The sequence below is a fragment of the Janthinobacterium agaricidamnosum NBRC 102515 = DSM 9628 genome, from assembly GCF_000723165.1.
GTDB classification, from domain to species: Bacteria; Pseudomonadota; Gammaproteobacteria; order Burkholderiales; family Burkholderiaceae_D; genus Janthinobacterium; species Janthinobacterium agaricidamnosum.
The window spans coordinates 1,338,907-1,359,971 of the sequence record NZ_HG322949.1; the positions used below are offsets into that span (position 1 = coordinate 1,338,907).

Sequence of the window (21,065 nt, forward strand, 5' to 3'; positions counted from 1 at the left end):
CGATGGCGATGGCCGGCCATCGTTAATAATGCCCCATCAGTACTGCGCCCATGCCGGCGCGGTGATCAGTCAACCGGAGTAATCGATGGCGCAAGACAGCGACGCAGAAAAGACCGAACCCGCGTCAGCCAAGCGTATTGAGCAGGCGCGCGAGGAAGGCGACGTTCCGCGGTCGCGCGAGGTCGCCACTTTTACCGTGTTGATGGCGGCCGGTTGCGTGCTGTGGTTTGCCGGCGGCAGCGTGGTGCGCCGGCTGACGGCCGTGATGGTGTCCGGCTTGACGCTGGACCATGAACAGGTGTTTAACAGCAGTGTGATGATAGCCCGCATCGCACGCGATATCACGTCGGTGTTGCTGACCTGCTTGCCGTACGCGGTGGTCATCATGGTGGTGGCGCTGGCGTCGCCGCTGCTGGTCGGCGGCTGGCTGTTCAGCTCGAAAGCATTCACGCCGAAGTTCGGCAAGCTCAATCCGATCCGCGGCCTGGGCAATATGGTGTCCAGCAATGCCTTGGTGGAGTTGCTGAAAGCGGTCGCCAAGGCCACCGTGGTCGGCCTGGTGGCGTGGCTGGTGATGCGCCATCAAAAAGACGCGGTGATGGCCTTGTCGGTCGAATCCTTGCGCTCCGGCAGCGGCCATTTGCTGAGCTTGCTGGCCACGACGTTCCTGGTGATCGTCGGCGCGCTGGGCTTGATCGCGGCGATCGACGGCCCGTACCAGATGTGGCATTACGCCAACAAGATGAAGATGACCTTGCAGGAAGTGAAGCAGGAAGCCAAGGAATCGGACGGCAATCCGCAAATCAAGGCCAAGATCCGCCAGTTGCAACATGAAATGTCGCGCCGCCGCATGATGGCCGCGGTGCCGACCGCCGACGTGGTGGTGACCAACCCGACCCACTATGCGGTGGCGCTGAAATATGGCGAGAACAGCCGCGGCGCGCCGCAAGTGGTGGCCAAGGGCTCCGACGAAGTCGCGGCGCGCATCCGCGAACTGGCCAAGGAGCACAAGGTGGCGATCCTGGAAGCGCCGGCACTGGCCCGCGCGCTGCACAAGCATACCGAAATCGGCGATGAAATCCCGGAAGCGCTGTACGCGGCGGTGGCCGAGGTGCTGGCCTATGTGTTCCAGCTGCGCTCGTTCAGCAAGGGCGACGGCGAGCGTCCGGAACGGCCGACCAGGCTCGAAGTGCCGCCGGAACTCGACCCGCATCACCCGGCGTCGCAGATTAATTTGCAAGCTAAACCAGATACGAATAACGGAGCAACACCATGAACAGCCTGAGAATGCCGGCCTGGCTGAGCGGCATGAGCGGCACCGCCAGCAAGGGCGTGGCCGCGCCTATCCTGATCGTCATGCTGCTGTCGATGATGGTGTTGCCGTTGCCGGCGTTTGTGCTGGATATTTTCTTCAGCTTCAATATCGCGCTGTCGATCATCGTGCTGCTGACCAGCCTGTACACCGTCAAGCCGCTCGACTTCATGGCGTTCCCGACGATCTTGCTGGTGTCGACCATGTTGCGCCTGTCGCTGAACGTGGCGTCGACCCGGGTGGTGCTGACCGAGGGCCATACCGGCGCCGACGCGGCCGGTAAAGTGATTGAAGCGTTCGGCCACTTCTTGATCGGCGGTAACTACACGGTCGGTATCGTGGTGTTCATTATTTTGACCATCATTAACTTTACCGTCGTCACCAAGGGCGCCGGCCGTATCGCCGAAGTGGGCGCCCGTTTTGCGCTCGATGCGATGCCGGGCAAGCAGATGGCGATCGACGCCGACTTGAACGCCGGCCTGATCGTCGAAGACGAAGCGCGCCGGCGCCGTACCGAAGTGGCGCAGGAAGCCGAATTCTACGGCGCGATGGACGGCGCCAGCAAATACGTGCGCGGCGACGCGGTGGCCGGCATCATGGTGACCGTCATCAATATCGTCGGCGGCCTCGTCGTCGGCCTGGTGCAGCACGACATGGGGTTTGCCGATGCGCTGAAAAACTACACCTTGCTGGCCATCGGCGATGGCCTGGTGGCGCAAATTCCCTCGCTGATCATTTCGACCGCCGCCGGTATCGTCGTGTCGCGCGTCGCCAGCGAACAAGACATCGGCACCCAGCTGGTGCGCCAGTTGTTTGCCAAGCCGCAAGTGCTGTACATTACCGGCGCCATCATCGGCGGCATGGGCTTGATACCAGGCATGCCGAACCTGGTGTTCCTGTTGCTGGCCGGCTTGCTGATCGGCTCGGCTTACCTGATCACCCAGCGTGCCGCCCAGAAAGCCGAGGTCGCGGCCAGCGAGCCGGAAGTGCCGCAAGCGCTGGCCGCGCCGGAGCAGGAAGAAGCCAGTTGGCAAGATATCTTGCCGGTCGATACCTTGGGCCTGGAAGTCGGCTACCGTTTGATCCCGCTGGTCGACAAGACCCAGGGCGGCGAATTGTTGAAACGTATCAAGGGCATCCGCAAGAAATTCGCCCAGGAAGTCGGCTTCCTGGCGCCGCCGGTGCATATCCGCGACAACCTGGAATTAAAACCGTCGGCCTACCGCATCACGCTCAAGGGCGTCGAAGTGGGTACCGGCGAAGCGTTCAACGGTCAGTTCCTGGCCATCAATCCGGGCATGGCCAGCGGTACCTTGCCGGGCATGGCGACCAGCGATCCGGCGTTCGGCCTGCCGGCGACCTGGATCGAATCGAGCTTGCGCGACCAGGCCCAGTCGATGGGCTACACGGTGGTCGACGCCGGCACCGTGGTGGCGACCCATTTGAACCACTTGATCACTTCGCACGCCTCGGAATTGCTGGGGCGCGCAGAAGTGCAGTCGCTGCTGGATCACCTGGGCAAGGATGCGCCGAAACTGGTGGAAGACCTGGTGCCGAAAATGGTGTCGCTGTCGACGCTGCAAAAAGTATTGCAAAACCTGTTGATCGAAGGCGTGCACATCCGCGATATGCGCACCATCATCGAAACCCTGGCCGAATATACCCCCCACACCCAGGACCCGAACGAATTGACGGGGCTGGTGCGGATTGCACTGGGCCGCGCGATCGTCCAGCAATTGTTCCCGGGTTCGTCCGAATTGTCGGTGATGACGCTGGACAACCGCCTGGAACGTTTGCTGATGCAAGCGCTGGGGTCGACCGGACCGGATGGCGCCGGCATCGAGCCGGGCCTGGCCGACACCATCGCCCAGCAAGCTGGCCAGGCGGCGCAGCAACAGGAAGCGCTGGGCTTGACGCCGGTGCTGCTGGTGCCCGGCCCGCTGCGCGCGCTGCTGTCGCGCTTCCTGCGCCGCGCGTTGCCGCAATTGAAGGTGCTGTCGCATGCCGAAATTCCTGAAACCAAGACCATCCGCGTGACCAGCCTGGTCGGGGCGCAATGATTGTTGCCTGACGCTTGATTGCTGCACCAAGGGCGCCGGCTGTACCGCGGCGCCTTTTGTTATTTTGCGTTGCTCCAGACCGGTTAATCCGTAATAAAACGCCATTCTCCGTGGCAAAACTGAAATACGGGGACTTTCCCGGCCTGTTCCTTCGATCGTTTCCCCTATGCATCGTCAATAATTGAACTGTTGGAGTGATCAGTATCTCATTTGTCAGATGCGACGCTCAAGTAACAGGAGTTGACGATGGCCACACCTATCCATGCCGTAATTACGCAAGCGCGCGCCACCCCAGTAGCGGGAGGCCGGCCATGAATGTGAAAAAATTTACCGCGCCGACTTCGCGCGAAGCGCTGCGCAAGGTGCGCGAGGCATTGGGGCCGGATGCGGTGATCCTGTCCAACCGCCAGGCCGATGGCGTGGTCGAAATCCTGGCGCTGGCCAATGAAGACGCGGCGTCGCTGGCGTCGCCGGCGGCTGCTTCCGAGCTGGCCCAGCCGCGTGCGCAATTACACGCCCAGTACGCCGCGCCGCGCTCCCCCGCGGCGCCGGCCCGTACCGATAGCATCGACATGGCGCGCATGCAGCAAATGATGGCCAGCGCGATCGCCCAGGCCAAGGAAAGCGCGGCCGTTGAAATGAGCGGCATGATGAGCGAAATCCGCGCCATGCGCGGCATGATGGAAACCCAGCTGGCCGAAATTTCGTGGGGGTCGACGCAGCAGCGCGAACCGCAAAAAGCCGTGGTGCTGCGCGAAATGCTGGCGGCCGGTTTTTCGGCCAGCCTGGCGCGCTACCTGATCGATAAATTGCCGGCCGGCTTGGACGCCGCGCACAGCATGCGCTGGGTCAAAACCGTACTCAGCCGTAACCTGGCGACCATGGCCGATGAAGACGCCATGCTGCAGCAGGGCGGTGTGTTTGCGCTGGTCGGTCCGACCGGCGTCGGCAAGACCACCAGCACCGCCAAGCTGGCGGCGCGCTGCGTGATGCGCCACGGTCCGGAAAAGCTGGCCCTGATCACCACCGACGCCTACCGTATCGGCGCGCATGAACAATTGCGCATCTACGGCAAGATCCTCGGCGTGATGGTGCATGCGGTCAAGGACGAGGCCGACTTGCGCATCGCGCTGAAGGAATTAAAGAACAAGCATACCGTGCTGATCGATACGGTCGGCGTCAGCCAGCGCGACCAGATGGTCACCGAACAGGTGGCGATGCTGTCCGGCGCCGGCGCTGACGTCAAGCGCCTGCTGTGCCTGAACGCCACCTCGACCCAGGAAACCCTGAACGAAGTGGTGCGCGCCTACCAGGGCAGCGGGCTGGCCGGCTGCATCATGACCAAGCTCGATGAGGCGGCGTCGATCGGCAATGTACTGGACGTGATCATCCGCCAGAAACTGAATTTGTTTTATGTGTCGAACGGCCAGCGCGTGCCGGAAGACCTGCACCTGGCCGACCGTGGCTACCTGATCGACCGCGCCTTCAAGCTCAAGCGCGACAGCGCCGCCAGCCAATTCTCGGACGCCGAACTGCCGCTGCTGATGGCCGCCGCACAAGCGTCGCGCAACGACTTCGGCCAGCGCGAGGTGCACCTTGGCTAATTTCGATTTCGACCAGGCAGAAGGCTTGCGCCGCATGCTGGCGGGGCCGCAGCCGCGCATCGTCACTTTTTTATCGGCCACGCCGCAAGACGACAAGGGCGCCATGCTGGTCAACCTGAGCGCGTCGCTGGCCCGTTCCGGCAACGACGTGCTGCTGGTCGACGCCGCCACCGGCCAGGATGGCATCGCGACCCGGCTCGGCCTGTGCGACGCGGCCAGCCTGCGCGACGTGGCGCGCCAGGAATGCGCGCTGAACCAGGTGATCCACCAGGTGCCGCAGGGTTTCGGATTGGTGTCGATGGGGGCGCAACAGGGTTTGCCGCTGCGCGCCGGCAGCGATGAAGTGCGGCGCCTGGCCAAGGCGTTCGACGTGCTGGCCAAGCAGACCGGCATCGTCATCGTCGACGGTCAATTCGATGGCGACAGCTTTCCGGTGCCGGTCATGGCCAGCTCCGAAATCGTGGTGCAGGTGTCGAACAGCGCCACCTCGATCAAGGCGGCCTACTGCCTGATCAAGCGATTGAACCAGGAATTGGGACGGCGTCCTTTTGGAATTCTTGTCACCGGGGCTTCCGAAACCGAGGCAAAGGTGGTATACGATAACATGGCGCAAGCGGCAAGCCGTTACCTGGCGGTAAAATTGACGTCGATGGGCTCGGTGCCGGCCGATGAATACCTGCACCGGGCGGCGCGGCTGGGCCGCGCGGTGGTCGATGCGTTTCCGCTGGCAGGGGCATCGGTGGCGTTTCGGGAATTGGCGGGGCGTTTTGCCCGCTCGGCGGCGCCGTCGCTCGGCGCATCTCTGTACAGCACAGGGGGCGGCAACCATTTTAGTGCATAACAAATCATAAGTAGCCTATGTATACGGTTAAAGGGAAAGCGGACAAGGATCATTTGCTGACGGAGCACATCCCGTTGGTCAAGCGTCTCGCGCACCATATGAAGGCGAAATTGCCACCCTCGGTGGAGGTCGACGACCTGGTGCAGGCCGGCATGATCGGTTTGCTCGACGCGATCAACCGCTACGAGGAAACCCACGGCGCGCAGTTTGAAACCTATGCGGTGCTGCGCATCCGCGGCGCGATGCTGGACGAATTGCGCACCAGCGACTGGCTGCCGCGCAGCATGCGCCAGAACATGCGCAAGATCGAAGAAGCGATGAGCACCTTGCAGCAGCGTCTCGGCCATCCGCCGACCGAGTCGGAAGTGGCCAGGCTGCTCAAGATGCCGCTGGCCGATTACCAGGAAATGCTGGGCGAGGGCGGCGGCCACCAACTGGTCTACTACGAGGATTTCCACGACCCGGACGGCAATGACAGTTTCCTGGACCGCCATTGCGTCGACGAGGACAGCGATCCGCTGCGCTCGCTGCTCGACACAGACTTCCGGCAATCCGTGATCGACGCGATCGACGCGCTGCCGCCGCGAGAAAAGATACTCATGGGCTTGTACTACGAAGAAGAATTGAACTTGAAGGAAATCGGGGCGGTGATGGGCGTGTCCGAATCGCGCGTGTCGCAACTCCATACCCAGGCCGTGGCGCGCCTGCGCGCATCGTTAAGGGAGCAGGCGTGGACTGGGCGAGTGTAGTCGGGCTGCTGCTGGCGCTGGCCGGGCTGCTGGTCGGCCAGGCGCTCGAGGGCGGCAAGATGGCGTCGCTGCTGCAGCCGGCCGCGTTCGCCATCGTGGTGATCGGCACCTTCGGCGCGGTACTGCTGCAAACCCGCTTGCCGACCTTCCTGCGCGGCTTCCAGATGCTGCGCTGGGTATTCGCGCCGCCGGCCGACGGCCGCGCCAACCTGGCGCGCCAGATCGGCCTGTGGAGCCTGACCGCGCGGCGCGACGGCCCGCTGGCGCTGGAGCTCCACATGGAGGCGACCAAGGACCGTTTTAACGCCAAGGGCTTGCGCATGATCGTCGACGGCATCGCGCCGGACAAGCTGCGCCAGCTGCTCGACGTCGAAATCACCGCCTATGAACTGGCCGAGCGCCAGGCCGTCAAGATCTGGGAGTCGGCGGCCGGTTATTCGCCGACCATCGGCATTCTCGGCGCCGTGCTGGGCCTGATCCATGTGATGGAGAACCTGACCGACCCGTCCAAGCTGGGCGGCGGCATCGCGGTGGCCTTCGTGTCGACGATTTACGGCGTCGGCCTGGCCAACCTGCTGTTCCTGCCGATCGCCAACAAGCTCAAGGCGATCGTCTCGCGCTCGGTCCACGAGTATGAAATCACCGCCGCCGTGATGTACGACATCGCCAGCGGCGACCACACGCGCATCATCGAAGAGCGCGTTTCCAGCCTGCTGCACGAGCACTGACCATGATGCGGCGCGCGCGCAGGAAGTACGACGAAGACCCGGACAACCATGACCGCTGGCTGATTTCGTATGCCGACTTCATCACGCTGCTGTTCGCCTTCTTTGTCGTCATGTATGCGATTTCATCCGTCAACGAAGGCAAATACCAGGTCTTTTCAAACGCCATCGGCGACGCCTTCGGCCTGGAAAAGGGGGCGCCGCCGGTGATGATGCAGGCGCCGCAGGCGATCCCGCTGCCGAATCCGGCGCTCAAGCGGCGCGCCGAGGCGCTGCGCCGCGAACGCGAACACATGACCCGGCTGGCGCAGGATTTGCTGTCGACGCTGGCTCCGCTGGTGAAGGAGGGCAAGGTGCGGGTGACCCAGAACAGCCGTGGCGTCAGCGTCGAAATCAATGCCAGCGTGCTGTTCGATCCGGGCGATGCGCGCCTGACGGCCGAATCCGACCAGGCCTTGCGCGCCGTGGCGGTGCTGCTGAAGGACGACCCGCACGCGGTGCAGGTGGAAGGGCATACCGACAACCAGCCGATCAGCAATGCGCTGTTCCCGTCGAACTGGGAATTGTCGGCGGTGCGCGCCAGCGCCGTGGTGCGGCTGTTCATCGACAGCGGCGTCGACGCGTCGCGTCTGACGGCGGTCGGCCATGGCGCCAATGTGCCGGTGGCGCCGAACGATAGCCCCGAAGGCCGCGCGCGCAACCGGCGCGTCGCCGTGACCATCCTGTCCGCGTTGCCGGATACCGTGACCGAAGTGCCGACTGCGGCGCCGGCGCCATTGCCGAAGTAAGCGCAACAACGCCAACAGCGCCCCATCACGGGCGCTGACGATGTCAATCGAGATGACGCAGCTGGATCAGCCGATCACGACGCGGCGGCTGGTATTGTTGGTGGTGGTCTGGCCGCTGGGGCCGTAGAAATTGCCGCTCTGCGCGGCCGGGTGCATGGTGTTCAGCGCGCCCTGGGTGTGGACCAGGTGTTTGTTGACCAGCATGCCGTTCAGGCGGTTGGTTTCCTTGGCGCTGCGGGTCAGTTCCAGCAGCGCCGACCAGGCGGCTTGCGCGTCGCTGTCGCCGTGGGCGACCAGCCAGGCATCCATGCTGTCTTCCTGGGCCGGATAACCGGCGCCCGCCAGGGCCGCGTGGCGGCGGCTGGCCAGCACCGATAATTGCCCGACCAGGCTGCTCTTGCGGGCGGTTACTTCCGTCAATTCCTCGATCGCCGCAGCCAGCAAAAATTGCTGTTCCTGCTGCATCAGTTCGAGCAGGGAACTCATCAACTGCTGTTCTTCGTGCAAACTGGTGATCGGGGTGATGGATTGCATGATTGTCCTATCTATCTATTTCGTGAGTGCAGCAAGTCTTTGACTGTATCCAGCAGACCGTCCGCAACTTTTTCGGAATTGACCTGGAATTGACCGTCAGCGATGGCGAGCTTGATGCGCTCCACCTTTTTCGTGTCGAACACGGCGCTGCCGTTCACTCCACTGGCCGCTAATGCCTGTCCTTGCTGGGACAGGCGGACGCTATCGGACGAACTCGGATTAACGCTGGCCTTGTCGGCGCCGCGCGCGCCCGAAGTCGAGGGTTGCGCCACCGGCAAGCCGGGATTGCTCTTAATGGTATCGGTAATTTTCACAGCATCATCCTCGTTTGGTCGGAGTCAGAAACTCCGGGACATGTGTCTTTATCGGCGGGTTTCGGGCAAACTTTAGCCAAATCTCACGCAACACGATATCCTTTTACCATTTTCTAGAATGCCACTTCGACCAGGCCGCCGGCCCGCGCGACGCCGCTGATTTGCTGGCCGGCCTGGGTCCGCACCTGCACCACCTGGCCTTCGCCGGCGTTGCCGATGGCGCGCGCTTCGGCCGATACGCTGAAGCCGTTGCCGCTCGATACCATGCGGATTAATTGTCCCTGCAACACCACCGGCTTGCTGCGCAACGCGTCCAGCCGCATCGGCGTGCCGGGCGGCAGCGAGATGGTGCTGCTGCGGCCGACCACCTGCGAGATATCGGTGGCTATGCCAGCCGGCAATGCCGCCAGGTCGCCCTGCAGGCTGACCAGCTGGCTCGCCTCGATGACCTGGCCCTGGGCCAGCGGCGCGGCGCTGGCGATGTAGTCGCCGACCACCGCCACCGTCGCTTGCAGATAGATAGTCCAGTTCGTTGGCGCGGTGCAACGCACGCCCACCGTGGTCTTGCCCCAGGCCCGGCCGCCCGGCGCCATGAACGCTTGCGGCGCCGGACAGGCGGCCAGGTTCAGGCGCGGGTCGACGGCGCCGACCGTCACCGTCACCTTGCCCGGCAAACCGGCGGTTTGCACCTGCAGGAATTCGCTGACGGTATTGCGCACGGATTCCGGCGTCTGGCGTTGCGGCGTCTGTGCCGATGCCGCTTGGGCAAGCATTCCAAAGAGCAAGATTGTCAGCAGTTTACAGGTGCCGGGTCGCGAATTTGTCATCGAATATCTCATGTTGATGGGCCTTTCGAATGGTGCCATGATAAAGGCGCCGGGCTGGCTTGAAGCGTGGATAAGCGGCATAAAGTACGCTCTTCTCGCTTGATGGTTTGTCATCAGGCAACCGTATCATCGATGCTGTCACCACCATATCGCCCACGCCCGCCGGATGTGGCCGATCTCTTCCGGAGCCTGCAATGATAGGTAAACTTGACGATTACATGCGTTTTAACGAAACGGCGCTGAGCCTGCGTTCGACGCGCCAGCAAGTATTGGCATCCAATATCGCCAATGCCGACACGCCCAACTACAAGGCGCGCGACATCGATTTCGCCAGCGCGCTGAAAGGCGCGCTGGCCAGGAGCGGCGCCGACAACAGCGCCATGGCGGCCGCCGCGCCGGCATTGCGCACCACCTCGCCGCTGCACCTGTCCGCCAGTTTGCCGGGCGGCGCCACGGCGCAAGCGCTGGCCGACGGCACGCCGCTGCTGTACCGCACGCCGGCGCAAGGTTCGGTCGACGCCAATACGGTCGACATGGATGTCGAGCGCAACCAGTTTGCCGACAATGCGCTGCGTTATGAAACCGCGGTCACCTTGCTCAACGGCCAGATCAAGGGCATGTTGACGGCCATCCAGGGAGCGCAATAATCATGTCGCTATTTAATATCTTCAATGTGTCCGGCTCGGCCATGAGCGCCCAGGCGCAGCGCCTGAACGCCACTGCCAGCAACCTGGCCAACGCCGACAGCGCCACCAGCGCCAGCGGTCAGGCTTACCGCGCCAAGCAAGTGGTGTTCGAGGCGGTGCCGATGGCCAATGGCGGCACCGGCGTCAAGGTGCGCGAAGTGATCGAGGATCCGTCGCCGCCCAAAATGATGTACGACCCGAAAAGTCCGCTGGCCGACGACAAGGGGTATGTGGCCATGCCGAATGTCAATACGGTCGATGAAATGGTCAACATGCTGTCCGCTTCGCGCGCTTACCAGACCAATGTTGAAACGATGAATGCAGCCAAGTCGCTGTTGTTGAAAACCCTTACTCTAGGCCAATAAGGCTGGAAAGTTATCATGGCAACCGTCAATACTAATAACGTCATCAGCAATGACTTGATGTCCACGATGAATCCGAAGGCGCCCACCGTCGATCCGGATAGCGTGGAAGGGCAAACCAATAAATTCCTGACCTTGCTGGTGACCCAGCTGAAAAACCAGGATCCGATGAACCCGCTCGACAATGCGCAATTGACCAGCCAGCTGGCGCAATTGTCGACCGTGACCGGGATCAACAAGCTCAACACCACGGTGAATGCGCTGACGGCCAGCTACCAGAAAGCCGAATCGATGCAGGCGGCCAATTTGATCGGCCATGGCGTATTGACTGCAGGTAATGCGATTGCCTTGAGCAAAAATCCCGACACCAAAAAGAGCGCCGCCCTGTTCGGCGTCGACCTGGGGACGGCGGCCGACAACGTCAAGGTGGTGATACGCGACAGCAGCGGCAAGGAAGTGCACAGCATCGACCTGGGCGCGCAGCCGGCCGGCACCTTGCCATTGGGCTGGGACGGCACCATCGACCAGAAGGACGCCGACGGCAAGCCCATCCTCCTGGAGCCAGGCAACTATACCTTCGATGTCGTGGCCACCCGTGGCGGCGCCAAGCTGAAAGACGCCACCGCGCTGACCTTCGGTTCGGTGGCCAGCGTGTCGACCAATGCCGACGGCGTCAAATTGAACGTGCCTGGCGTGGGCAAGATCACGATGGCCGACGTCAAGCAAATTTTGTAACCAGGCTGTCATCGTTCGCTCATCCTTCATTCGTCACCGCACCTTTCATCGCGTTACCAGGAGAATAAAATGTCATTCCAACAAGGACTCAGCGGCCTGAACGGCGCAGCCAAATCGCTCGACGTCATCGGCAACAATATCGCCAACTCCAGCACCGTCGGTTTTAAACAGTCGCAGGCCCAGTTCGCCGATATTTATGCCAATTCGCTCAATGGCCTCGGCGGCAACCAGCCCGGCATCGGCGTATCGGTGTCGCAAATCGCCCAGCAATTTACGCAAGGTAACTTCGAAAATTCGGCCAACCCGCTCGACGTGGCGATCAACGGCGGCGGTTTTTTCCGCACCTCGGTCAATGGCACGATCCAGTATTCGCGCAATGGCCAGTTCCAGGTCGACAAGCAGGGCTTCATCGTCAACGCCCAACTGGCCCAGCTGACCGGCTACAAGGCCGATTCCACCGGCAAGATCTCGACCGGTGCGCCGCAGCCGATCCAGATCGATTCGTCCGACATGAAGCCGCAGGCGACCACCAAGGTCGATACCTTTCATAACCTGAATTCGAATACGGCGATGCCGACGGTCACGCCATTCAATCCCAACGATCCGAATTCCTTCAGCAAGGAATTTCCGGCCGAAGTATTCGATTCGCTCGGCAATTCGCACGTCATGTCGACTTATTACGTCAAGACCGGCACCAACACCTGGGATATCTACACCGGCGTCGACAAGGTTGAAGTCAACAGCATGAAAGCGGCCGCCGCGGCGCAAACCGACCCGGCGGCGATCGCCGCGCGCGCCGCCTACCAGGCCGCCGTCACGGCGGTGCCGGCCAACGCCGGCGCCGTGATCGCCGCCGCGGTCGCGTACGCCCACGCGGCCGGCGCCGCCGTCACTACCGCCGCCACCGCCGCCGGCGCCAATGCCGCGCAATTGGCGGCGATCGCGGCAACCTATACCGGCGCGGTGGCCGATGGCCAGAACGGCGGCCTGACGCCGGACCAGATCGACAAGGCGATCGCCGGCGCGACCAATGTGCCGGCCACCAAATCCGGTTCGCTGATCTTTACCACGCTGGGCACGCTGGACAAGACGGCGATGCTGGCGCTGACGCCGCCGCAAACCTTGCCGCTGACCGTCAACCTGCCGATTTTCCCGGCCACCGGCGCCAATCCGAGCCTGGCGGTGAAAGTCGACTTCAGCAATACCACCCAGCTCGGCACGCCGACCAGCGAGAAGGCAAAACCGACCGTCGACGGTTTTACCGGCGGCCAGCTGACCCGCTTCTCGGTCGGTCCGGACGGCATCATCACTGGCCAGTACAGCAACGGCAAGACGCGCGCGCTGGCGCAAGTGGTGCTGGCTAATTTTGCCAATCCGAATGGACTGCAACCTCTGGGCAATAATGCCTGGGCCGAGACGTCGAGCTCCGGCGGTCCGCTGGTCGGCGAACCGGGTACCAGCAGCCTCGGTAATCTGCGCTCGCAATCGGTGGAAGTGTCGAACGTCGACCTGACCGCCGAACTGGTCAACATGATCACCGCGCAGCGCGCGTATCAAGCCAATGCGCAAACCATCAAGACCCAGGACTCGGTATTGCAAACCCTGGTCAACCTGCGCTGATTACTAAAGCGCATCGTCAAGCGGCGGCAAACGGCATGGTCCGTTTGCCGCCGCCGCAAGGAGAACCCCATGGACCGTCTGATTTATACCGCGCTGAGCGGCGCCAAGCATGTGCTGGAACAGCAAGCCACCACCGCCAACAACCTGGCCAACGCCTCGAGCACCGGTTTCCGCGCCCAGCTCGATTCGTTTCGCGCCGTACCGGTGGTGTACGACGGCTTGCCGACCCGCGCTTTTGTGTCCGATACCACGGTCGGCAGCAATTTCGCCCAGGGGCCGATCCAGCAAACCGGCCGCCCGCTCGACGTGGCGCTGCAAAACCAGGGCTGGATCGTGGTGCAGGCGCCGGACGGCACCGAAGCCTATACCCGCAATGGCAGCTTGAAGATCAATGAAAACGGCGTGCTGCAAACCCAGAACGGCTTGACGGTGCAGGGCGATACCGGGCCGCTGTCGGTGCCGCCCGACGTGACCGTGGCGATCGCCACCGACGGTACCATCGGCACCTTGTCGACCGACCCGCAACCGGGCCCGGCCATCGTGCTGGGACGCATCAAGCTGGTCAATCCGCCGGAACAGTCGCTGGTGCGCGGCGACGACGGTCTGTTCCGCCTGAAGGATGGCAGCGCGGCGCCGGCCGACCCGAACGTCAAGCTCGCTTCCGGCGCGCTGGAAGGCAGCAACGTCAATCCGGTCGATGCGATGGTCAGCATGATCAGCCTCGGCCGCCAGTTCGAGACGCAAATGAGTTTATTGAAGAATGCCGAGAATAACGCGGCGAAAGCGACCCAGATCCTCGCTTTGAATTAATGGCATGGAGCGCATAATCACTGCATAGAATTTCGTCGCGCGCCGCTGGCCGCTGTTATTGGAGAAAGAAATGATACGTTCACTATGGATAGCCAAGACTGGCCTGGAAGCGCAGCAGACGCAGATGGATGTGATTTCCAATAACCTGGCCAACGTCAGTACCACCGGCTTCAAGAAGTCGCGCGCCGTGTTCGAGGATTTGCTGTACCAAAACGTGCGCCAGCCTGGCGCGCAGTCGTCGCAGCAAACCCAGTTGCCATCCGGCTTGCAGATCGGTACCGGCGCGCGCGTGGTGGCCACCGAACGCATCCATACCCAGGGCAATCCCCAGGCGACCGGCAATTCGCGCGACCTGATGATCAACGGATCGGGCTTTTTCCAGGTGTTGCTGCCGGACGGCTCCACCGCCTACACCCGCGACGGCTCGTTCCAGACCGACAGCACTGGCCAGATGGTCACCTCGGAAGGATTCGTGATCCAGCCGGCGATCACCATTCCGACCAATGCGCTGAAGCTGACCGTCGCGCGCGACGGCACCGTGTCGGCCACGTTGCCGCCGAATAATACCGAGACCCAGCTCGGCACGCTGCAAGTGACCACCTTCGTCAATCCGGCCGGGCTGGAATCGAAGGGCGAGAACCTGTACATGGAAACCGGCGCTTCCGGCACGCCCCAGACCAATACCGCGGGCACCAATGGCGCCGGGTACGTGCTGCAGGGGTATATCGAGGCGTCGAACGTCAACGTGGCCGAGGAAATGGTCAACATGATCCAGACCCAGCGCGCCTATGAAATCAACAGCAAGGCGATCAGCACCTCGGATCAGATGCTGCAAAAGCTGACCCAGCTGTAATACGGTTCGCCGCGCTGCTTCATCGGTTTATTTTTTTGAGTAGTAATGCCGTCCGCACCAGGGCGGCCCGGAGGTTCCATGAAATATCCTGTCCCTGTCATGACGATCGTTGGCGTCGCGCTGGTCTTGTCCGGCTGTGCCGTGACGCCGACCTCGATCGTGCAATTGCCGACCACCTCGCGCGCGCCGGTCACCGATCCGGTGCTGCCGGCCAATGGCGCGATTTTCCAGGCCAGCGCCTACCGGCCGGCGTTTGAAGACCGCCGCGCGCGCCTGGTCGGCGATACGCTGACCATCGCCATCACCGAACGCACCAACGCGGTCAAGGCCGGCGCCAGTTCCGGCAACAAGAGCGGCAGCGTTGGCTTCACCACGCCCGGCCTGGCGCAGGGCCGCTTCGGCGGCACGGTCAGCGCCAATGGCAGCAGCAAGTTCGCCGACGGCGACAACCAGTCGGCCAGCAACACCTTTAATGGCACGATCGGCGTCACGGTGGTCGAAGTGCTGCCTAACGGCAACTTGATCGTCGCGGGCGAAAAACAGATCGCGATGAACAAGGGCATCGAATTCATTCGTTTTTCCGGCATGGTCAATCCTGATACCATCGGCAGCGGCAACGTGGTGCCGTCGACCCAGGTGGCCGATGCGCGCGTCGAATACCGCACCAACAGCCAGATCGACCGCGCCGAAATGGCGTCGATGGCGTCGCGTTTCTTCCTCAGCCTGCTGCCGTTCTGATCATGGCCATTTTCACTTCCCCCCTGTTGCGCGGCGCCAAGGCCCTTGGCCTGGCCCTGCTGATGCTGGCCTCGGCCGCCCCTTCGGCCCAGGCCGAGCGCCTGAAAGACCTGGCCAGCATCGGCGGCGTGCGGCAAAACCAATTGATGGGTTACGGCCTGGTGGTCGGCCTCGACGGCAGCGGCGACCAGACCACGCAAACCCCGTTCACCGTGCAAAGCGTGGTGTCGATGCTGCAGCAAATGGGCGTCAACCTGCCGCAAGGCATCAGTTTACAACTGAAAAACGTCGCCGCCGTGATGGTGACCACGTCGCTGCCGGCGTTCGCCCAGCCGGGCCAGTTGCTGGACGTGACCGTATCGTCGATGGGCAACGCCAAGAGCTTGCGCGGCGGTACCCTGGTGATGACCCCGCTGAAAGGCGCCGATGGTCAGATTTACGGCATGGCGCAGGGCAACGTGCTGGTCGGCGGCGTCGGCGCGCAGGCGGCCGGCAGTTCGGTGCAAGTGAATCACCTGAGCGTCGGCCGGATTTCCGGCGGCGCCACGGTGGAGCGCGCGGTATTGTCCGCGCTGGGCGCCGACAATACCATCCGTCTCGAATTGAACGCCACCGACTTTTCGACCGCCAGCCGGGTGGTCGACGCGGTCAACAGCCGTTTCGGCCCCGGCACCGCGGCGGCGCTGGATGGCCGCGTGATCCAGGTGCGCTCGCCCGGCGGCAGCGACCAGCGGGTGGCCTTCCTCGGCGCGCTGGAAAGCATCGACGTCAATCCGGCGCAGCTGGCGGCCAAGGTGATCTTGAACGCCCGCACCGGCTCGGTGGTGATGAACCAGGCGGTGACGCTGGAAACTTGCGCGATTTCGCATGGCAACTTGTCGGTCAGCATTAATGTCGAGCCACAAGTGAGCCAGCCGAATCCGCTGTCGCGCGGCCAGACCGTGGTGACCCAGACGGCCCAGATCGATATCAAGAAAGAGCCCGGCAAAGTCATGCTGGTCAAGGGCGGCGCGTCGCTGGCCGACGTGGTCAAGGCGCTTAATGCGATCGGCGCGTCGCCGCAAGACTTGCTGGCGATCCTGCAAGCGATGAAGGCCGCCGGTTCGCTGCGCGCCGAACTCGAAATCATTTAAGGGAAGGGGCGCGCCATGATCAGTCAACCGCAGAGCGGCAATCTCACCGACCTGAGCAACAAGGCCGCCTACGATATCAAGGGCCTGAACGGACTGCGCCAGTCGGCCAAGGCGAACGACCCGGAAGCGATCAAGGGCGCGGCGACCCAGTTCGAAGCCATGTTCCTCAACATGATGATGAAAAGCATGCGCGACGCCACGCCGCAAGACGGCATCATGGATAACCAGCAAACCAAGATGTACACCTCGATGCTGGACCAGCAAACCAGCCAGAGCATGGCCAAGCGCGGCACCGGCCTGGCCGATATGCTGGTGCGGCAATTGTCGGCCAATCAGCAGACGCTGGCGCTGGACGGCGCCAGCGAATTGCCGTCGCCCCGTTCGTCGAGCATGGCGGCGGCGCTGGAAGCGTTCCGCCAGCAACAAAGCCAGGGCCGGGGACAAGGCGAGGGCCAGGGCGTGGTCGGCGGCAGCGCCGTGCCGGCCGGCGACAAGGGCGCCTCGACCCAGGCGCCCCATGTGCGCGCGTTCCAGGAAAAACTGGGCGCCCACGCCGACGAGGCCAGCCGCGCCACCGGCATCCCGGCCAAGTTCATGCTGGGCCAGGCGGCGCTGGAAACCGGCTGGGGCAAGCGTGAAATCAAGGGCCGCGACGGCAGCAGCAGCCACAATTTGTTCGGCATCAAGGCGAGCGCGGACTGGAAAGGCAAGACCACCGACGCCGTCACCACCGAATATGTGAATGGCAAGCCGCAAACCCGGGTCGAGAAATTCCGCGCCTACGATAGCTACGCCGACAGTTTCAAGGATTACGCACAATTGATTACCGGCAACAAACGCTATGAAAAAGTATTGGCCAGCGCCGGCGACGCCAGCAGTTTTGCGCAAGGCTTGCAGCGCGCCGGTTATGCTACCGACCCGAATTACGCCACCAAGCTGACCCGCATCATCAAGCATTCGCTGGTGGGATAAGCGGCGAATACATGGGCGATTTACTAATTTTGCAAAGCGCCGCCAGCCGTCAATTTCAAGTTTTCGCCGCATCTGCCGTAAATCAACAAGACAGGACATAAAGAGCACATCATGACATCTAGTCTCCTCAATATCGGCAAGAGCGGCTTGCTTGCGGCGCAAGTGGGCCTGGCGACGACCGGCCATAACATCACCAACGCCAATGTGGACGGTTATAACCGCCAGGTGGTGCTGCAGCAAAATTCCCCGGCCAATAACCTGGGATATGGCTTCGTCGGCAACGGTACCGAGGTGTCCCAGGTCAAGCGCATGTACGACAGTTTCATGGCGAGCCAGGTCAATAGCGCCCAGGCGACCACCAGTTCGCTCGATGCGTATTACAAGCAAATCAGCCAGATCGATAATTTCATGGCCGATCCGGACGCCGGCCTGTCGCCGGCGCTGCAGGATTTCTTCAAGGGCGTGCAGGATTTCAGCGCCAATCCGGGCTCGGTGGCGTCGCGCCAGGCGCTGCTGTCGAGCGCCAATTCGCTGGCGTCGCGTTTCCAGGGCATGAGCGCCCGTTTGCAGGATATTTACGATGGCGTCAATTCGCAAATCACGTCGAATGTGGCGGTCATCAATTCCTACGCCAAGCAAATCGCCGAACTGAACAATACTATCGCCGGGTTGGCTGTCAATCAAAGCAATATGCCGAATGACTTGCTGGACCAGCGCGATCAACTGGTGACCGAGCTGAACAAGTACGTCAAGGCCACGGTTACCCCGGGCGAAAACAATACCGTGACCGTGTCGATCGGTTCCGGCCAGCCGATGGTGGTCGGCAACCGCGCTTTCGAACTGGGCACCACCGCCTCGCTGACCGATCCGAACCGGATCGAGGTCGGCTACAAGGTTGGCGACACCACCACTGTCTTGCCGAGCAATGCGCTGACCGGCGGTTCGCTGGGCGGCTTGCTGGACTTCCGCAGCGGCACGCTGGACCGGGTCCAGAATTCGCTGGGCAAGGTGGCGATCGCCCTGGCCAGCACGTTTAACGCCCAGCACAAGCTGGGACAAGACTTGAATGGCGACATGGGCGGCGATTTTTTCAAGATCGCCCCGTCGGTGATCGGCGCCAGCCGCCTGAACAGCCCCAGCAACAGCAATGTGCTGTCGGCGGTGGTCAGCGATCCGAGCAAGCTGACCGGCAGCGATTACGCGTTGAAGTTCGACGGCACCAACTATACCGTCACGCGCCAGTCCGACGGCCAGAAGACCGTCATCAACCCGTATCCGCAAACCAAGCCGCAAACCATCGACGGCGTCGATTTTTCGATTTCCGGCACCGCCGCCGAGGGCGATAATTTTACTATCCGGCCGACCGCCAACGGCGCTTCCGGCCTGAGCGTGCTGATCACCGACCGCAACAAGCTGGCCGCCGCCGCGCCGATCAGCACCGGCAGCCCAACGACCAATACCGGCAATGGCAAGATCAGCGCCGGCAGCGTCGACAAGGCTTACTTGACCCCGGGCAATGCCTTGACCGGTCAAGTCACGCTGACCTATGACAAGGCCAGCAATTCGCTGTCGGGTTTTCCGGCCGGGCAGGCGGTGGTGGTCACCAACAGCGCCGGCGTGTCGACCACCTATCCGGCCGGCACCGCCAGCATTCCGTATCACGAGGGCGACAACCTCAATTTTGGCGGCGTCAACGTGGCCATTAGCGGCACCCCGGGCAACCAGGATAAATTTACCATCGGCCCGAATAGCAACGGTTCGGGCGATAACCGCAACGCCGCCTTGCTGGGCGCCTTGCAAACTAAAAATACCATGGATGGCGGCCATACCACCTTCCAGGGTTCGTATGCGGAAACGGTGAGTTTCGTCGGCAATAAAACCCGCGAAGTGCAAATCAATGGTCTGGCCAGCGCGGCCTTGCTGGACCAGAACACTAAATCGCAGCAATCGGTGTCGGGCGTCAACCTCGATGAAGAAGCGGCCAATTTGCTGCGCTACCAGCAGGCTTACCAGGCTTGCGGCAAAGTCATGCAAATCGCCAGCACCCTGTTCGATGTGGTCATCGGACTGGGGCGTTAATCAGCCGGGCATTTAGCGGCTTAGCATCCAGCTTAGGACAGATCATGCGCATCAGCACCAAATCAATTTATGATACCGGCAGCAACCAGCTGAACAATTTGCAGTCGGCCCTGAATCGCACCCAGATGCAAATGTCGACCAACCGCCGCAACCTGACGCCGGCCGACGATCCGATCGCCAGTGCGCGCGCGCTGGAAGTGTCGCAATCGCAATCGATCAATAACCAGCTGGTGACCAACCGTTCGAACGCCAAGAATTTTCTGTCGCAAGAAGATATCGCGCTGGGCAACACCACCAATTTGTTGTCCGACGTCAAGGATTTGATCGTCAAGGCCGGTAACGGTTCGATGAAAGACGTCGACCGCGGCAGCCTGGCGACCGAACTGGAAGGGCGTTTGAACGATTTGCTGGGCATCGCCAATACCGCCGACGGCGCCGGCGGCTACCTGTTTTCCGGCTACAAGTCGACCACCCAGCCTTACACATTGAGTCCGACCGGCGCCGTCTACCAGGGCGACCAGGGCCAACGCACGCTGCAAGTCGGTTCGACCCGCACGCTGGCCACCAGCGATACCGGCAGCAATATATTCGACAACAATATGACCGGCAACGGCAAGTTCACCACGTCGGCCGCCGCCGCCAACTATACCAACGGCGGCTCGGGCATTATTTCCGGCGGTACGGTGACCAATGCGTCGGCCTTGACCGGCCACAAATATTCGATCGATTTCACGGTGACGCCGACCGGCATCGGCACCGAAACCAAGACCACCTACATCGTCACCGACACCACGCTGGGCGTGACGGTGCCGAATCCGGCCACGCCGACCGATTACGTGGCCGGCCAGGCGATCAGTTTTGATGGACAGCAAGTCGATGTCAAGGGCAAGCCGGCCAACGGCGACAAGTTCAATACCGAACCCAGCGCCAAGGAATCGATCTTTACCACGATCAAGAACCTGATCGGCGTGCTGCGCTCGCCGAGCGAGGGCGAGGCGGGCCAGGCCAAGCTGACCAACGGCTTGAACGCGGCCCACGACATTATCGACACCGCGTACGACAATGTGCTGTCGGTGCGTTCGGAAGTCGGGTCGCGCCTGAAGGAACTCGATTACCTGGACAGTTCCGGCGACGACCTGAACATCCAGTATGAAAGCACGCTGAACGATTTGCAGGGCTTGGACGTGGTCAAAACCATTTCCCTGTTCACCCAGCAGCAAACCACCTTGCAGGCGGCGCAAAAATCATTCACGGCCGTCTCGGGATTGTCGCTGTTCAATTACATCAACTGACGAGCGGGCAGGCGTTTCACGAACGGGCCGG

Annotated in this window: 21 protein-coding genes; 18 read left to right on the forward strand and 3 right to left on the reverse strand. The window is 62.2% G+C overall.

Translation table 11 applies throughout. The annotated features are described in order from the left end of the window. Positions 1–85: 85 nt before the first annotated feature. The 7 genes from flhB to motD all read left to right on the forward strand — a co-directional run bounded on the left by flhB (position 86) and on the right by motD (position 8,079). Positions 86–1,276, forward strand: a complete 1,191-nt coding sequence (flhB, locus tag GJA_RS05690) for a flagellar biosynthesis protein FlhB (protein ID WP_038489730.1) — start codon at positions 86–88, stop codon at positions 1,274–1,276. Then, a complete protein-coding gene (gene flhA / locus GJA_RS05695) occupies positions 1,273–3,372 on the forward strand; it encodes a flagellar biosynthesis protein FlhA (protein ID WP_038489732.1) in 2,100 nt (699 codons plus the stop codon). The genes flhB and flhA overlap by 4 nt, the downstream gene beginning before the upstream one ends. 311 nt (positions 3,373–3,683) lie before the next feature. Continuing rightward, complete coding sequence (flhF, locus tag GJA_RS05700) at positions 3,684–4,976, forward strand: flagellar biosynthesis GTPase FlhF (protein ID WP_038489736.1); 1,293 nt, start codon at positions 3,684–3,686, stop codon at positions 4,974–4,976. Beyond that, positions 4,969–5,817, forward strand: a complete 849-nt coding sequence (locus tag GJA_RS05705; RefSeq protein ID WP_038489737.1) for a MinD/ParA family ATP-binding protein — start codon at positions 4,969–4,971, stop codon at positions 5,815–5,817. The genes flhF and GJA_RS05705 overlap by 8 nt, the downstream gene beginning before the upstream one ends. Positions 5,818–5,834: 17 nt before the next feature. Further along, entirely contained in the window at positions 5,835–6,566 is a 732-nt protein-coding gene (locus GJA_RS05710) for an RNA polymerase sigma factor FliA (RefSeq protein ID WP_038489740.1), read from the forward strand. Then, the gene (locus GJA_RS05715) at positions 6,548–7,294 is read left to right on the forward strand and encodes a flagellar motor protein (RefSeq protein WP_038489743.1); all 747 of its coding nucleotides are present in this window, start codon (positions 6,548–6,550) and stop codon (positions 7,292–7,294) included. Before GJA_RS05710 ends, GJA_RS05715 begins: the two co-directional genes overlap by 19 nt. A 5-nt stretch (positions 7,295–7,299) precedes the next feature. Further along, complete coding sequence (gene motD, locus GJA_RS05720; RefSeq protein ID WP_038498842.1) at positions 7,300–8,079, forward strand: flagellar motor protein MotD; 780 nt, start codon at positions 7,300–7,302, stop codon at positions 8,077–8,079. A gap of 66 nt (positions 8,080–8,145) precedes the next feature. Here the strand turns inward: motD and GJA_RS05725 are convergent, their stop codons facing one another. The 3 genes from GJA_RS05725 to flgA form a co-directional block, all read right to left on the reverse strand. After that, on the reverse strand, positions 8,146–8,613 hold the full coding sequence (locus GJA_RS05725; RefSeq protein WP_038489746.1) for a flagella synthesis protein FlgN: 468 nt from the start codon (positions 8,611–8,613) through the stop codon (positions 8,146–8,148). An 11-nt stretch (positions 8,614–8,624) separates the two neighbouring features. Next, positions 8,625–8,927 (reverse strand): flagellar biosynthesis anti-sigma factor FlgM, encoded by a 303-nt coding sequence (gene flgM, locus GJA_RS05730; RefSeq protein ID WP_038489748.1) that lies wholly within the window; start codon positions 8,925–8,927, stop codon positions 8,625–8,627. Positions 8,928–9,040: 113 nt separating this feature from the next. Next, positions 9,041–9,700: a flagellar basal body P-ring formation chaperone FlgA gene (flgA, locus tag GJA_RS05735; protein ID WP_242404454.1), complete on the reverse strand. Its 660-nt coding sequence runs from the start codon at positions 9,698–9,700 to the stop codon at positions 9,041–9,043. Between the two features lie 248 nt (positions 9,701–9,948). On the opposite strand from flgA, the gene flgB reads away from it, so the two are divergent. The 11 genes from flgB (at position 9,949) to flgL (ending at position 21,034) form a co-directional block, all read left to right on the forward strand. Beyond that, positions 9,949–10,401: a flagellar basal body rod protein FlgB gene (gene flgB / locus GJA_RS05740; RefSeq protein ID WP_038489754.1), complete on the forward strand. Its 453-nt coding sequence runs from the start codon at positions 9,949–9,951 to the stop codon at positions 10,399–10,401. A 2-nt stretch (positions 10,402–10,403) separates the two neighbouring features. Then, positions 10,404–10,805 (forward strand): flagellar basal body rod protein FlgC, encoded by a 402-nt coding sequence (gene flgC / locus GJA_RS05745; protein WP_038489757.1) that lies wholly within the window; start codon positions 10,404–10,406, stop codon positions 10,803–10,805. Between the two features lie 15 nt (positions 10,806–10,820). Continuing rightward, on the forward strand, positions 10,821–11,537 hold the full coding sequence (locus GJA_RS05750; protein WP_038489760.1) for a flagellar hook assembly protein FlgD: 717 nt from the start codon (positions 10,821–10,823) through the stop codon (positions 11,535–11,537). A gap of 69 nt (positions 11,538–11,606) precedes the next feature. Continuing rightward, the gene (locus GJA_RS05755; RefSeq protein WP_038489763.1) at positions 11,607–13,157 is read left to right on the forward strand and encodes a flagellar hook protein FlgE; all 1,551 of its coding nucleotides are present in this window, start codon (positions 11,607–11,609) and stop codon (positions 13,155–13,157) included. A gap of 69 nt (positions 13,158–13,226) precedes the next feature. Next, positions 13,227–13,967 carry a flagellar basal-body rod protein FlgF gene (gene flgF / locus GJA_RS05760; protein WP_038489766.1) on the forward strand — a complete coding sequence of 247 codons (741 nt, stop codon included), beginning with the start codon at positions 13,227–13,229 and terminating at the stop codon, positions 13,965–13,967. Between the two features lie 70 nt (positions 13,968–14,037). Then, a complete protein-coding gene (gene flgG, locus GJA_RS05765) occupies positions 14,038–14,820 on the forward strand; it encodes a flagellar basal-body rod protein FlgG (protein ID WP_038489769.1) in 783 nt (260 codons plus the stop codon). Positions 14,821–14,898: 78 nt separating this feature from the next. Beyond that, positions 14,899–15,558: a flagellar basal body L-ring protein FlgH gene (locus tag GJA_RS05770; protein ID WP_038489772.1), complete on the forward strand. Its 660-nt coding sequence runs from the start codon at positions 14,899–14,901 to the stop codon at positions 15,556–15,558. A 2-nt stretch (positions 15,559–15,560) separates the two neighbouring features. Then, a complete protein-coding gene (locus GJA_RS05775; RefSeq protein WP_038489776.1) occupies positions 15,561–16,691 on the forward strand; it encodes a flagellar basal body P-ring protein FlgI in 1,131 nt (376 codons plus the stop codon). Between the two features lie 15 nt (positions 16,692–16,706). Next, positions 16,707–17,663: a flagellar assembly peptidoglycan hydrolase FlgJ gene (gene flgJ, locus GJA_RS05780; RefSeq protein ID WP_038489780.1), complete on the forward strand. Its 957-nt coding sequence runs from the start codon at positions 16,707–16,709 to the stop codon at positions 17,661–17,663. A 111-nt stretch (positions 17,664–17,774) separates the two neighbouring features. Next, positions 17,775–19,742 carry a flagellar hook-associated protein FlgK gene (gene flgK, locus GJA_RS05785; RefSeq protein ID WP_038489782.1) on the forward strand — a complete coding sequence of 656 codons (1,968 nt, stop codon included), beginning with the start codon at positions 17,775–17,777 and terminating at the stop codon, positions 19,740–19,742. Between the two features lie 44 nt (positions 19,743–19,786). Beyond that, a complete protein-coding gene (gene flgL, locus GJA_RS05790) occupies positions 19,787–21,034 on the forward strand; it encodes a flagellar hook-associated protein FlgL (RefSeq protein ID WP_038489785.1) in 1,248 nt (415 codons plus the stop codon). The last annotated feature ends 31 nt before the right edge of the window (positions 21,035–21,065 follow it).